The following is a 13,848-nucleotide window of genomic DNA, read 5'->3' as shown; positions in this document are numbered from 1 at the left end:
TTTAAAATTAATTACTTTCTTTATTAATTTTTATTATACTCTCATTTTTAATGTTATTTTTGTTTGTCAATTTATTTGACTTGTTATAAATTAAAATATTTAAATAATAAACACCAACATATAAAAAACTAATTAAAGCAATAAATGCAATATTTCCTAAAATATAAAGAGCAACACCTATTTTATGAGCTGATAAAAATGAGTATGGATAAACAACAGATTGATCACCTACATTTGGTATTAATCTAATTCCAATTCAAATTAAATATGCTGAAAGTATAACAACATTTTGTAAACTTCCTAATCAAACTTGTCTTTTAGTTTTTTGATCAGAAATAGGAAAAACAAAAAAGTAAACCAATCAAATTAAAGGAACAATAACATGAATTGCACTAGCACGATAATAAGTATCAAAACTTGTGTCATCTATTTGAGTTTGACCTATAAATATTCCAACAACATAAAATAAGAAAATAAAAATCGTTCAAGCAGTAAATGTATATTCAGTATATTTAAAAATAAGTAATTTTTTAGTTTGTAACATTTTTGTAATTTTCATAGCAGAAAATACCATTACAAAAGTAGCGTATCATTCACTTAAATAAGTTGTATCTCTTGCAAATATAAAATCAGCACCTTCAGGTTTATTTGTAGTTATGCCAAATGATTTAAATACAAAAAACATAAATAAACATGAAGCTATTAAAAATAACATAATAACTGAAACGATCATCTCAGATTTAAATGTTCTTTTAAAAGTTTTTAATCAATTTTTATTATCAACTTTTTTCATAAATACCTCCATTTTTATTTACTAAATTATTAATTTTTATTACTGCAAAATAACTTGAAAAATGCACAGCAAATATAAAAATACCTAAGAAAATAAAATTAGTTACTCCTAGTTTTTCTATATCAATATCAACAAAACTAAATTGATTGTTTTTAACTAATTGTAATCTTGCAAATGTTTTAACAAGTACATAAACAATATAAACAAAACTAATTAATGCTAATCTTCATGTTGATCTAAACATTACTTTATTATCTACTAATGTTTTATTTTTAAACAATAATAAATAACTTAAAAATGCAATTGGCAATAAAAAGTGTGAGTTAATTATTTTTAATCAATAAGTTCAGTTAATAATTGCGTTAACAAAACCTACGCTTAAATAAAATATAAATAAAATCATAGATGCTAAAAGCATACTTACAGTTAAAAATTCTACTCATTTATTAGAATAAACTTGTTTTATTTTTATATTTTTATATAAAGCGTAAACTGAATAAGAAGTTGAAATTCACATTGATCACATAGAAATTGAAATTGAATCTAAAAAAATTAAACTATCTATATTAGCAAGTTTTTCACTAATATTAGTTATTGCAAATGAAATATTTATAAAAAAGCTAATAAAAATAATAAAACTGTAGAATATAAGATCAGTTTTTAAAGTCCTTGTTAGTGATAGTTTTTTCATGTTTCTTCTCCTTACATAGTTTTATTATATAAAATATATGAAAAATAATAAAAAGTACGTTAGTAACTTTTAAATTACCCGATACGTACTTTTACTTTTTGATCTTCTTCGGTTGCGTCTTCTGCTTTTTTCTTAGATTCAAATCTTGCTTGTTTTTTGAAGTCATCCATTCTTTGAACAAGTTCTAATAAAATATCTCTTGCAATTGATAGTTTATGCAATTCGTCTGCATCTTTACATTTTTTAGCTATTTTTTCAAAATCAGCTTGAACTTCTTCTATTGTAATTGTTGTGATGTCTCTTTCTTTTTGAATTTTTTTAATCAATCTTGTGATTTCTTGATTTTCAGCTGAAGATTCAGAGATCATTTGTTCTCTTCTTTCTAATTCCATTACTAGACCTAACATAATGTCACGTTGAATTCTTAATCTTCTTAATTTTGTTTTATCTTCTTTGAATTCTTTTTCTAATTCATCAAAACGTTTATTAATTGCAGAATTGTTAATATCATCTTTTGATAGACCAGTTTCATTTAAGATGTCTTCAATATCTTTATCTGTGATTTCAATTCTTTCTTCTCTTGGTTCTTCTTCAACTAATTTTAGAATTACATTAGATAAGTTGTTTACAATTTCATCAGCGATATTTACTTTCATTTTGTTAAATAAACTAGTTGCTTGTTCAACATAAATTGCTAATGGGTTATTTTGAGCATATTGTTGTAGATAGATTCCACTTTTTAGTTTATTAGCTAAATCTAAGTGTTTAGTTCAATATTTATCAAATGAATCTAAAATGACTCTTCTTTCCATATTTAAAGCTACATCTTCAGGAATATCTGAAATTCTTGCTTTATATAATTTCATCATTGCTTCAGCTATTTCAATTGCTAGATCCATTTTTTCTTTGTTATAGAAATCTTGAACAGTAAATTTATTTTTAGGAACTAAATTACCATCAATTACTTTTAATAAACTTTCTGAGTTTAATGTTTTTTCACCGTGAACTTCAGTTGAGTGTTTTTCAATTAATTCATAAGCTGTTGTAATTTGGAATTTTTTAATTGCTACAGTTAGATCAGTTGCTTCTAAAATATCTTCACGTTGAGCATAAATAATTTCACGTTGTTGAGCTAGAATGTTGTCATAATCTAAAACGTTTTTACGTTGATCAAAGTTCATTCCTTCAAGTTTTTTCTGGTTGTTAGTAATTGCTCTTGTAAACAATCTAGATTTAATATAATCATCACCTAAAGATTTAAAACGTTGTCTTTGTTTTGGAACAGTAAAACGAATCATTAAATCATCATCCATTGAAATATAAAATCTTGAAAGACCTGGATCACCTTGACGACCTGATCTACCACGTAATTGGTTATCAATACGTCTTGCTTCGTTACGTTCAACACCAAACACACGTAAACCACCAAGTTTTTTAACTTCATCACTTAACTTAATATCAGTTCCACGACCAGCCATGTTAGTTGCTAAAGTAATAGCTCCTAATTGTCCAGCTTTTGCAACAATTTCAGCTTCTCTGTCGTGATTTTTAGCGTTGATTGTTTCAAATTTTAATCCAGCTTTTGTTAGATATCTTGATATTTGTTCACTTGATTCAACACTAGTAGTTCCAATTAGAATAGGAGCACCAAGTGCGTGAGTTTCTTTTACATCTTTTACAAGTTTTTTTAACGCTGCATTTTTTGATCCGAATGTTAGATCTGGTTCATCTTTACGAATAACAGGTTTATTTGTTGGAGTAACAACAACTCTTGTGTTATAAATTTTAATAAATTCTTCTTCTTCAGTTTTAGCAGTACCAGTCATTCCTGCAATTTTTGAATATAAACGATAGAAGTTTTGATAAGTAATTGTTGCTAGTGTTACAGTTTCTTCTTCGATTTCAACATTTTCTTTAGCTTGTAAGGCTTGTTGAAGTCCATCTGAATAACTTCTTCCTTCCATAATACGACCAGTAAATTGATCGATTAATAAAATTTCTCCATCTCTAACTGTATATTCAATTCCTTCTTTAAAAACAAATTGAGCTTTTAAAGCGTTCATGATTAAGTGGAAAATTTCAGTATTTTCTAAAGCAAATAAGTTTTTTAATGAAAAGAATTCATTTGCTTTTTTCATACCTTGTTCATTTAAATAAACTTGTTTTGATTCTAGATCAATATCAACATCATCATGTTCTTTTAAAGTTAAAGCAAAATCATTAGCTGTTTTATACATGTTTTTTCTAGATGATGATCCACCTGAAATAATTAAAGGTGTTCTTGCTTCGTCAATTAAAACTGAATCAGCTTCATCGATAATACAATAGTTTAATTTTCTTTGAACTCTTTGACTTGGATCACTTACCATATTATCTCTTAAATAATCAAAACCTAACTCTGAGTTAGTTGTATAAGTAATGTCTTTTTCATAAGCTTCTTTTTTTTCTCATTTAGACAATCTACTTCCATTAAGACCAACAGTAATACCTAAAAAATCATAAACTTGTCCATTTATTTCGCTATCACGTTTTGAAAGATATTCGTTAACAGTAACAACATGAACTCCTTTACCAGTTAAAGCATTTAAATATGCAGGAAAAATACCAGTTAAAGTTTTACCTTCACCAGTTCTCATCTCAGCAATATCTCCAGAATTTAAAATAATTCCTCCAATTAACTGAACTCTATAAGCATTTAATCCCAACACTCTTCTAGCTGCTTCTCTTGCTAGTGCATAAGCTTCAATTAATAATGAATCAGGTTCGGTCCCGTTTGCTATTAAATCTTTAAATTCTTGTGTTTTAACTTTGAAATCTTCATCTTTTAGTTTTCTCATTTCTGGTTCTAATTCGATAATTTTATCTGCAATTTGACCATATCTTTTAATTAATCGTTTATCAGAAATCATTTTATCCTCCCACATTTTTGGCATTACAATATAATTATTATATAACATATAATAATAAAAATAATTTAGAAAATAGATATGAAAACAATAGATAGTAAAGTTTATACAAATCAAATAATAATTAAGAATTCAAAATTCATAACAATTATGAAAAAAGTTAGTTCTAAACAAGAATTAGAAAGTTTTTTAAATACTTATTCTCAACTTGATGCTACACATAATTGTTATGCTTATAGAATTTATGATAATAAAGTAATTGGTGGTTATAATGATGATGGAGAACCTAGTTCAACTGCAGGAAAACCCATCTTTAATGTATTAGAAAAAAATAATTTATTTAATGTAGTTATTTTAGTTATTCGTTATTATGGTGGTATTAAATTAGGTGCAGGACCTTTAACAAGAGCTTATTCTAATTGTGCTAGTGAAGTAGTTAAATTAGCAAATATCATTGAAACTAAAAAATATTATGTATATAAAATCCAATTTAATATAACAGAAATAAAACAAGTTAATAATTGAATGAATAAAAATAAAATTGAAATAATTAATAAAGAATTTAATGAAAAAGTAGTTTATTTAATTCAATCAGAAGATGAAATTGATAATAGTAATTTATTTCAAATATTAGATATAAGTATTGTTAATAAGTAATAAACTTAAAATTTGTGTGGGATTCCACACTTTTTTTAAGTGTATCTAATTGCTGTAGTTTCAAATGCTATTTTTTGTTTATACATTAAACTTCAGAATCAATAAATGATCCATCTAATAAAAAGTCTATTAAGCCTATGTACAATACACCTTTTTGATCATATTTAGGTATTGAATTATCAAAAGTTATAATTATCTTTTTAAATGAGTCATCTATATTATATAAAGAACGAGCTTCTTGTTCTTTTTTTTCTTGTGTTGGCATTTGGTATGCTGATTGAATGTAGTATTTTTTATTTGCTTTTTTAGCTACAAAATCAACTTCTAAAGTTTTTCTGTTTGTTTTATTATCAACTGTTGAAAATGTTTCAACAACACCTGTATTTATAATAAAACCTCTTCTTTTTAATTCGTTATATATTATATTTTCCATAATATGATTTTCTTCATATTGATTAAAATCTAAACGTGCGTTTCTTAAACCAAGATCTTCAAAATAATATTTTAAAGGAGTTTTAAAAACCTTACCTCCTTTAACATTAAATTTATAACAACTAGAAATTAAAAATGATTGTTCGAAATAATCTAAATAATTACTTACAGTAGTTGGTGATATTTGTATTTTTGTTTCTGAATCAAATCTTTTTGATAATTTACTAGGATTTGTTAGAGATCCAATACTTGATGATATGAAATTTAATAATATTTCTAGAACATATTTATCTTTGTGAATTGATTTTCTTTCAAGTATATCTTTTATATAAAGTTCATTAAACAGATTAACTAAGTACTCAACTTTTTCATCTTCTGTATCTAAAATATAAACACCTGGTAGTCCCCCATAATAAAAATAATGTTCCAAAGCTTTTTTTTGATCAGCAAATAAAGGTAATATTTCACTAAAAGATAGTGGCAACACATGTATTCTATTAGATCTATCTCTAAATTGAGTAAGTATTTCACTAGATAGCATTACTGAATTACTTCCAGTTACATAAACATCAACATTATCTCTTTTCATAAGTTCAATTAAAACATCTACAAAAGTGATTTTGTGTCTACTATTTTTAACGTAAGGATTATCTATTATTTCACAATATTGAATTTCATCTATAAAAACATAATATTTCTCTTCATTAGAAACAATAAATTGTTCTATATGTTCTATAAGTTTTAAAGGATCTCTTAAAGAAATATTTTTAACACTATCTAGTGAGAGTTTTATAATTTGTTCTTCTTTTACACCTTTAGAAATTAAATAATCATTAAAAATGTTAAAAAGTAAAAACGATTTACCACATCTTCTTATTCCTGTTATAACTTTAACCTTACCGTTGTTCATTTTATTTATTAGTTTATTTAAATAAAAGTCTCTTCTTATTGACATAGATACCTCTTTAGATTTATGTAGGTTTCACACTTTTTTAAGTGAAATTGGGCTAAATATATAAATTTTTTAATATTTTTTTACCGAACACTTAAAAATTATGTGTTTTCCACACTTTTTTTAAGTATATTATACAAAAAATACATGTTTTATCAGGTTATAACTAATAAATATTTAAAATTTCTGTGGGATTCCACACTTTTTTAAGTGAAATTGGGCTAAATATATAAATTTTTAATATATTATTGCTAAATACTTAAAAATAATGTGTTTTCCACACTTTTTTTAAGTTTACTTAGAGAACTTCTTTTAATTAATGAATTTACAACTTTTTTAATCATATGTGAGATTAATTTGTTAAAACCTTTCTGAAACATTAAAAATAGCACACAAGTGCTATTTTTTATTATTTATTCTTTGTTTGATTTTTTCTCCTATTTTGTGAACAACTCAAATTAAAGGTAATCCAAATAAATAAGAAAAACAAACATCTGAAAATCAATGACCTCTATCAACAACTAAAGCACAACTCATAGATAGTAAGTGTAATAAGAAAATTACTAAGAAAATAATATTTATATAACTTAATTTCCTTTTATTTGAAAGAAAGAAAAAGAATGTTGTTGACATTGTTAAAGTTCCAATTATATGACCTGACGGAAATGCTCATTCTACTCACTTGTCATAAAAATTTAAATCTTGACGTGGATGAAACGGTTTTCCATTTATTACATATCAAGCTCAATTACCATCAATGTTAATTACATCATTATTGCTATCAACTAAACCGTGTTTAAACTCAGTTTGATCCAAGTAAAAATTTACTCAATCTTGATGACCTTCTTGTTTCATTTTTTCTAATAGATCAGCATAAATAACATTGTAATAATAAACTCTAGAAGTCATTCCTTTTAAAATGATAACGATTATATATGCAATTACAAAAAACATAAACATTTTAATAGATTCAATTCAATATTGACTAGATAAGAAGTTTTGAGATCTAGCAAACTTAAAATGCAATAAACAAAAACCAACGATCATAATTAAATGAGTAACAGTAATTGAAATTATAAGTGCTACTTTTCTATAATGCATACTCATTAAAAATACAGCATCTCCATCAACTTCAAATCCATTACCTTTTTTAAGTTGAAAATAAGATACAGTTGATAGAACTAATAAAGATGAAATTAAGATTGCTAAATAGATTACTTTTATAATTCATTTATTTTTACTTCAGAAGTTTAACTGATTATTTTTTGATTTATGTAAAAACCAACTTTCAACAACAACCATACAAGCAAAACATATAAATGGTGTTAATAACATATTACCTAACATTTCATAAGTAACTGATCAATATTTACCTATTTCATAGTCTAATGCTTTTTCAAAAAACTTAGATATTTCAAGATCTGTTTTATAAGGTGTAGAAATCACTAAACCTACCAAAGCTAATATAAAAAGTATTAATAAACTAAAAAATATAGTATAAAAAACTGAACTTTTCTTTTTAATATTCATCTTACACCTCTTTTATATTTATAAGTCTTATACAATATTTAATTTTACCTTAATTGTTAATTAATACGTGCTTATTTTATCTTTTACTTTTTAGTGTTATTATTAAATACGTAAGGATTGATTAGAACAATGATTACGAAAAATGAAACCAAACCGATTTTACTAATTGATGGTTATCATTTATTACATAAAGGCTATTATGGTACTTTAAAAAGAAAGAAAATTTCAACAAATAAAGACGGAGTTATAATTAACGCTGTTTATACATTTGCAGCAAATATATTTAAATTTATTAATTCAAACAACTATCATTGTATTATAGTTACTTTTGATATTGATAAAGAATCTTTTAGAAAAAAATTATATCCAAACTATAAAGCAAAGAGAAAAGAAACACCAGCAGATCTAATTCCTCAAATGAAAATAGTTAGAGAATTTTTAACTGCAGCAAACATTCCTTGATATGAAAAAGAACCTTATGAAGGTGATGATGTCATGGGAACTATTAGTAGAATTGCAAATAAATTAGGATATGAAGTTAGAATTCTTTCTAATGATAAAGATACATTTCAATTAGTAAATGACAAAACTTATATAATTACAAATATTAGTAAAAAAGACGCTACACATATAATTACTGAAAAAGAAGTTTATGAGCATTTTTCTTGCTCTCCTAAACAAGTTGCAGATATTAAAGCGTTGTTGGGAGATAGTAGTGATAACATTAAAGGTGTTAAATATATGCGACACAAACAAGCGTATATGTTATTAGAAAAATATAAAAATGTTGAAACAATTATTGAAAACATTGATAAGTTACCTAAACCTTTAAAAAGAAATATTTCAGAAAATAAAGATTTATTAATTTTAAATAAACAAATAACTACTATTTTAACTAATTTAAAATTAGGAAAAATTAATTTTAAACCTACTAGAGTTACTTATTATAAATTAATTAAATTTTTAAAATCTCAACAAATGTATTCTTTTATTAAACCTATTAGAAATAAGATTGAACAGTTTGATAAAAGTAATTCAATTAACTATAGTAAAAATAAAAAGAAGAGAGTTACTAATAAAGTTAGCAAAACAAAAAGTCAATCTAATTAGATTGACTTTTTAATTATTAGTCTATTTTAGTTGGTGTTTCTAGTCTACTTCCATTTTCATCAACTAAATATAAGTTTTCAGTTATTATCTTACATTCAGTTTGACTAACAGTCATTAATCCACCACTAACGTGAACATAAGTTGTTTGATTATTTATTTTAAAATTTAAATCACTAATTATTAAAGCAGTTACAAATGGAGGCATATTTGCTAATATACCCATTTCTCCATCAATAGTTTTAACATTAATTATATCTACTTCTTTACCGTTGATAAAAATACCATTTGGAGTAATAATTTTAAGTTTAATTCCCATAGTTTGTTTTCCTAAAATTATTTTTTGTCATTTTTAAATTTCATAATAACATCATCAATTGTTGATGCATATAAGAAGTATGATTCAGGAATATTATCTACTTCACCATCTAAAATAGATTTAAATGATCTAACAGTATCAGCTACTTTTACAAATACTCCGGCTCTTCCTGTGAATTTTTCACCAACAAAGAATGATTGAGATAAGAAGTTTCTTATTTTTCTTGCTCTTTGAACAACTAATTTATCTTCTTCACTTAATTCATCCATACCTAGAATTGCAATAATTGATTGTAAATCACGGTATTTTTGTAATGTTTCTTGAACACCTAAAGCAGTTTGATAATGATCTAATCCTACAATTTCTGGATCTAGCATACGAGATGATGAAGCTAGTGGATCAACTGCTGGATAAATTCCTAAACTAGCAATAGATCTATCTAAAACAATACGTGCATCTAAGTGAGTAAAAGTAGTTGCAGGCGCTGGATCAGTTAAGTCATCAGCAGGCACATAAACTGCTTGAACTGAAGTAATTGATCCGTTTTTAGTTGAAGTAATACGTTCTTGTAATGAACCCATTTCAGTAGATAAAGTTGGTTGGTATCCTACAGCTGAAGGCATACGTCCTAATAAGGCAGAAACTTCTGCTCCAGCTTGTGTAAATCTAAAGATGTTGTCAATGAATAATAATACATCCATGTTTTTCTTATCTCTAAAATATTCAGCCATTGTTAATCCAGTTAACGCAACACGCATACGTGCTCCTGGTGGTTCGTTCATTTGACCAAATACTAAACTAGTTTTATCTAAAACTCCAGCTTCAATAAATTCGTAGTATAGATCGTTTCCTTCTCTAGTTCTTTCTCCGACTCCAGCAAACACCGAAACTCCGTTGTGTGCTTTTGCGATGTTATTAATTAACTCTTGAATTAAAACGGTTTTACCAACTCCAGCTCCACCGAATAATCCAACTTTTCCTCCTTTAGAAAATGGAATCATTAAATCAATAACTTTAATTCCTGTTTCTAAAATTTCAGTAGTTGTAACTAATTCATCATAACTAGGAGCATCACGGTGAATTGGTAATCTTTCACCTTCAACATCAGGTTTTTCGTCAATTGCATCACCTAAAACATTGAACATACGACCTAATACAACATCTCCAACTGGAGCTTGAATAGGTTTTCCTGTATTTTTAACTTCTAATCCACGAGTTAATCCATCAGTTGGTCCCATGGCGATTGTTCTAACTATTTCATCACCAATACTTTGTTCAACTTCTAAAACAAGTTTTACACCGTTATTATCAACTACTAAAGCATCATAAATCATAGGGATGTTATTTTCACTAAATTTAACATCAACAACAGGACCCATAACTTGAACTATTTTACCTGTTGATACAAATTCAGTAGATTCTTGACTTGTTTTTTTACTTTTTTTCATTTTATCCCTCCTAATTTGATTGTGCATTAGCACCAGAAACAATTTCACTTATTTCTTGAGTAATAGCACCTTGTCTTTCACGGTTATATTTTAAACTTAAAGTTTGTTCTAAACCTTTACCGTTATTAGTTGCATTTTCCATTGCATTTCTTCTAGAAGCTTGTTCGCTAACTTGAGATTCAACTATTGTTCCATATAAAACAGAATTTAAATATAAACTAATTGCTGTGTCTAAAATTTCTTCTGCACTTGGTTCAAAAACAATTTTAGCTTTTGAACTATCATTTTCTTGTTCTTTATCATTTATTTTAATAATTGGAAATAGTCTTAATATTGATGCTTCATAAGTAACATTATTGATATATTTAGTATAAACTAGTCTAATATCATCAAATTCACCACTTGTGTAAAATGATAGAATATCATTTCCTAATAATCTAGCTTGTTCGTTTGTAAAATTAATATCAACATCAGTTTTTTGTTCTTTAATTTTTACTTTTCTTGCTTTGTAAAATGAAACAGCTTTTGCTCCAATTGCATATACTTGATCATTAGGTTTAATGTTTTCCATGACTAATTTATTAACATTAGAATTGTAAGCTCCACATAATCCTAAATTTGAATTAATAACAATTCATAATGTCTTTTTTAATGATTTTTCATCATCTTTTAAATAAATAGACTTATCTGAATTAGTGATAATGTTATTAAATAATGTATAAACTTCAGTTACATATTGATGTGTTTCAACTACTCTTTTACCAATTTTACGTAATTTAGCACTTGCTACAAGTTGCATTGCATTAGTGATTTTTCCAATGTTTTTAACTGAAGAAATTTCTGCTTTTAAACCACTTAAATTTGGCATAAACTATTTTCCTAAACTTTCATAATCAGCAAGTGATCCATATTGTTCTGGTTTGTAATCTTTAATAGTGTGAGTAATTCTTGCTACAATTTTTTCTGCTTCTTTTAGAATTGATTTCTCTAGTTGATCGTCAAATACTTTGTCTTTTTCTAATTTTTGATATAACTTTTTAGCTGAACTATCTTTAGCAAAATGACGTAAAACTTCATTTTTAAATTCCGCAACAAAGTCAAGAGGAAGTCATTTAATTAAGTGAGATTTGATAGTTAATAATAATATAGCTTCTTCTGTTTGAGATAATGGGCTGTATTGTTTTTGGATTAACATTTTAATAATTCTTGCACCTTGATCAAGTTTGGCTTTAGTAGACTCATCTAGATCTGATCCAAATTTAGCAAATGATTCTAATTCATAGTATTGAGCTAATTCTAATTTTAAAGTTCCAGAAACTTGTTTAATTGACTTAATTTGAGCAGATGATCCAACACGAGAAACAGAAGGACCGATGTCAACAGCTGGTCTTACACCTTGGTTAAATAATTCACTTGATAAGAAAATTTGTCCATCAGTAATTGAAATAACATTAGTTGGAATATATGCTGAAATATCTCCTGCTTGAGTTTCAATAATTGGTAGAGCTGTAATTGATCCTCCACCATATCTTTCATTAACTCTAGCAGCACGTTCTAATAAACGAGAGTGTAAGTAGAAAACATCTCCAGGATAAGCTTCACGACCTGGTGGTCTTCTTAATAGAAGTGACATTTCACGATAAGCAACTGCATGTTTTGATAAATCATCATAAATGATTAAAACATCTTGTCCATTTTCCATTCACTCTTCAGCAATAGTGACCCCAGTATATGGTGCTAGATATTGAAGTGGTGCTGGTTCACTAGCTCCAGCATTAACTACAACTGTATATTCCATTGCACCATATTTTTTAAATTTCTCAACAACTTGAACAACTGTAGAATCTTTTTGACCGATTGCTACATAAATACATTTAACGTTTTTTCCTTTTTGATTAAGAATTGCATCAACTGCAATTGCAGTTTTTCCTGTTTGACGATCACCAATGATTAACTCACGTTGACCACGTCCGATAGGAATAGCTGAATCGATTGCTAAAATTCCTGTTTCTAAAGGTTGAGAAACTGATTTACGTGCCATAACACCAGTTGCTACTCTTTCAACTGGTCTTGATTTTGTTGTTTCGATTGGTCCTAAATCATCAATTGGATGACCTAGTGCATTAACAATACGTCCGATCATTTTATCACCAACTGGTGTTTCAACAACCTTACCACTTCTTTTAACAAAATCTCCTTCTTTTACTAAAGTTTCATCACCTAAAATAACAGCTCCAACAGCACCTTCTTCTAAGTTTAAAACCATACCATAAACATCATTAGGAAAAATTAATAATTCACCCATCAATGCTTTATCTAATCCATAAATTAAAGCAACACCATCACCAATAGTAACAACTGTTCCTTGTTCTGATTCAACAACTTTTTTACCGTAATTTTTGATTTGTCGTTCAATCATTTCAGAGATTTCTTTGATATTAAAACTCATTTTTTAACCTCCTATTCACCTTTTATTGCTTGATATTTCATAGATTCTAATTTAGCTTGAATAGAACCATCAAATATTTTGCCATCAACATAAACTTTAACTCCACCTATTAATGAAGAATCAATTTTGTTAATTAAGTCTATTTTTTTATTAATTTGTTTTGAAATTTTTTGTTCAATCATTTCTATTTGTTTTTTAGTTAATTCTTCAGTTGATCAAACAATACCTGAAACTATTTTTTTAGAAGCTAATAATTTTTGATATAAAACTTTTAAAATATCTCTAAAGTTTATAAAAGCTTGTATTTCAACTAATAATTTCATAGCGTTAATAAGATGTATATTAAACCCAAATCCATTAAAAGTTTCATCAATTATAGATATAGATCTACTTTTTTGTTCATTAGTTGAAAAAGATAAAATTTTTGCAAAATCATCTTTATCTCTTAAAACACGAATTAAAACATCTGTTTGTTCAATAAATTCGTCAACTAAATTTTCTTCTATTGCGATATTTGACAAGGCTACAGCTCAGTTGTTAATAACTTTTTCTTTTAATAACATA

12 protein-coding genes are annotated in these 13,848 nt (G+C 26.3%); 2 read left to right on the top strand and 10 right to left on the bottom strand.

Annotation, left to right across the window (positions count from 1 at the left end; translation table 4 throughout):
• Positions 1–7 precede the first annotated feature (7 nt).
• The 3 genes from NX779_RS00700 to secA form a co-directional block, all read right to left on the bottom strand.
• Complete coding sequence (locus NX779_RS00700) at positions 8–793, bottom strand: lipoprotein (RefSeq protein ID WP_259430318.1); 786 nt, start codon at positions 791–793, stop codon at positions 8–10.
• Positions 777–1,484, bottom strand: coding sequence for a hypothetical protein (locus NX779_RS00695; RefSeq protein WP_259430317.1), 708 nt, complete (start codon positions 1,482–1,484; stop codon positions 777–779). The genes NX779_RS00700 and NX779_RS00695 overlap by 17 nt, the downstream gene beginning before the upstream one ends.
• 74 nt (positions 1,485–1,558) lie before the next feature.
• On the bottom strand, positions 1,559–4,393 hold the full coding sequence (gene secA, locus NX779_RS00690) for a preprotein translocase subunit SecA (RefSeq protein ID WP_259430316.1): 2,835 nt from the start codon (positions 4,391–4,393) through the stop codon (positions 1,559–1,561).
• 78 nt (positions 4,394–4,471) lie between these two features.
• Between secA and NX779_RS00685 the strand changes: the two genes are divergently transcribed.
• A complete protein-coding gene (locus NX779_RS00685; RefSeq protein WP_259430315.1) occupies positions 4,472–5,047 on the top strand; it encodes an IMPACT family protein in 576 nt (191 codons plus the stop codon).
• An 85-nt stretch (positions 5,048–5,132) separates the two neighbouring features.
• Here the strand turns inward: NX779_RS00685 and NX779_RS00680 are convergent, their stop codons facing one another.
• Together NX779_RS00680 and NX779_RS00675 are read right to left on the bottom strand one after the other, a co-directional pair.
• The gene (locus tag NX779_RS00680; RefSeq protein WP_259430314.1) at positions 5,133–6,434 is read right to left on the bottom strand and encodes an ATP-binding protein; all 1,302 of its coding nucleotides are present in this window, start codon (positions 6,432–6,434) and stop codon (positions 5,133–5,135) included.
• A gap of 396 nt (positions 6,435–6,830) precedes the next feature.
• Positions 6,831–7,961: a phosphatase PAP2 family protein gene (locus tag NX779_RS00675; RefSeq protein ID WP_259430313.1), complete on the bottom strand. Its 1,131-nt coding sequence runs from the start codon at positions 7,959–7,961 to the stop codon at positions 6,831–6,833.
• Between the two features lie 129 nt (positions 7,962–8,090).
• On the opposite strand from NX779_RS00675, the gene NX779_RS00670 reads away from it, so the two are divergent.
• Entirely contained in the window at positions 8,091–9,071 is a 981-nt protein-coding gene (locus NX779_RS00670) for a 5'-3' exonuclease (protein WP_259430312.1), read from the top strand.
• A gap of 16 nt (positions 9,072–9,087) precedes the next feature.
• Here NX779_RS00670 and NX779_RS00665 read toward each other — a convergent pair whose 3' ends face one another.
• From NX779_RS00665 to NX779_RS00645, 5 genes are read right to left on the bottom strand one after another with little or no spacing between them, the layout of a single operon-like run.
• Positions 9,088–9,387, bottom strand: a complete 300-nt coding sequence (locus tag NX779_RS00665; protein WP_259430311.1) for a FoF1 ATP synthase subunit delta/epsilon — start codon at positions 9,385–9,387, stop codon at positions 9,088–9,090.
• A gap of 17 nt (positions 9,388–9,404) precedes the next feature.
• Positions 9,405–10,835 (bottom strand): F0F1 ATP synthase subunit beta, encoded by a 1,431-nt coding sequence (gene atpD / locus NX779_RS00660; protein WP_259430310.1) that lies wholly within the window; start codon positions 10,833–10,835, stop codon positions 9,405–9,407.
• Positions 10,836–10,845: 10 nt separating this feature from the next.
• The gene (gene atpG / locus NX779_RS00655; RefSeq protein WP_259430309.1) at positions 10,846–11,703 is read right to left on the bottom strand and encodes an ATP synthase F1 subunit gamma; all 858 of its coding nucleotides are present in this window, start codon (positions 11,701–11,703) and stop codon (positions 10,846–10,848) included.
• 3 nt (positions 11,704–11,706) lie between these two features.
• Positions 11,707–13,284, bottom strand: a complete 1,578-nt coding sequence (gene atpA / locus NX779_RS00650) for a F0F1 ATP synthase subunit alpha (protein WP_259430308.1) — start codon at positions 13,282–13,284, stop codon at positions 11,707–11,709.
• 11 nt (positions 13,285–13,295) lie between these two features.
• Positions 13,296–13,847, bottom strand: coding sequence for a F0F1 ATP synthase subunit delta (locus NX779_RS00645; RefSeq protein WP_259430307.1), 552 nt, complete (start codon positions 13,845–13,847; stop codon positions 13,296–13,298).
• Position 13,848 lies beyond the last annotated feature (1 nt).

The organism is Mycoplasma cottewii (assembly GCF_024918975.1).
Lineage (GTDB): Bacteria > Bacillota_I > Bacilli_A > Mycoplasmatales > Mycoplasmataceae > Mycoplasma > Mycoplasma cottewii.
Note: the sequence above shows the minus strand (reverse complement) of the source record. Positions and strands in the feature narration are given on the sequence as shown.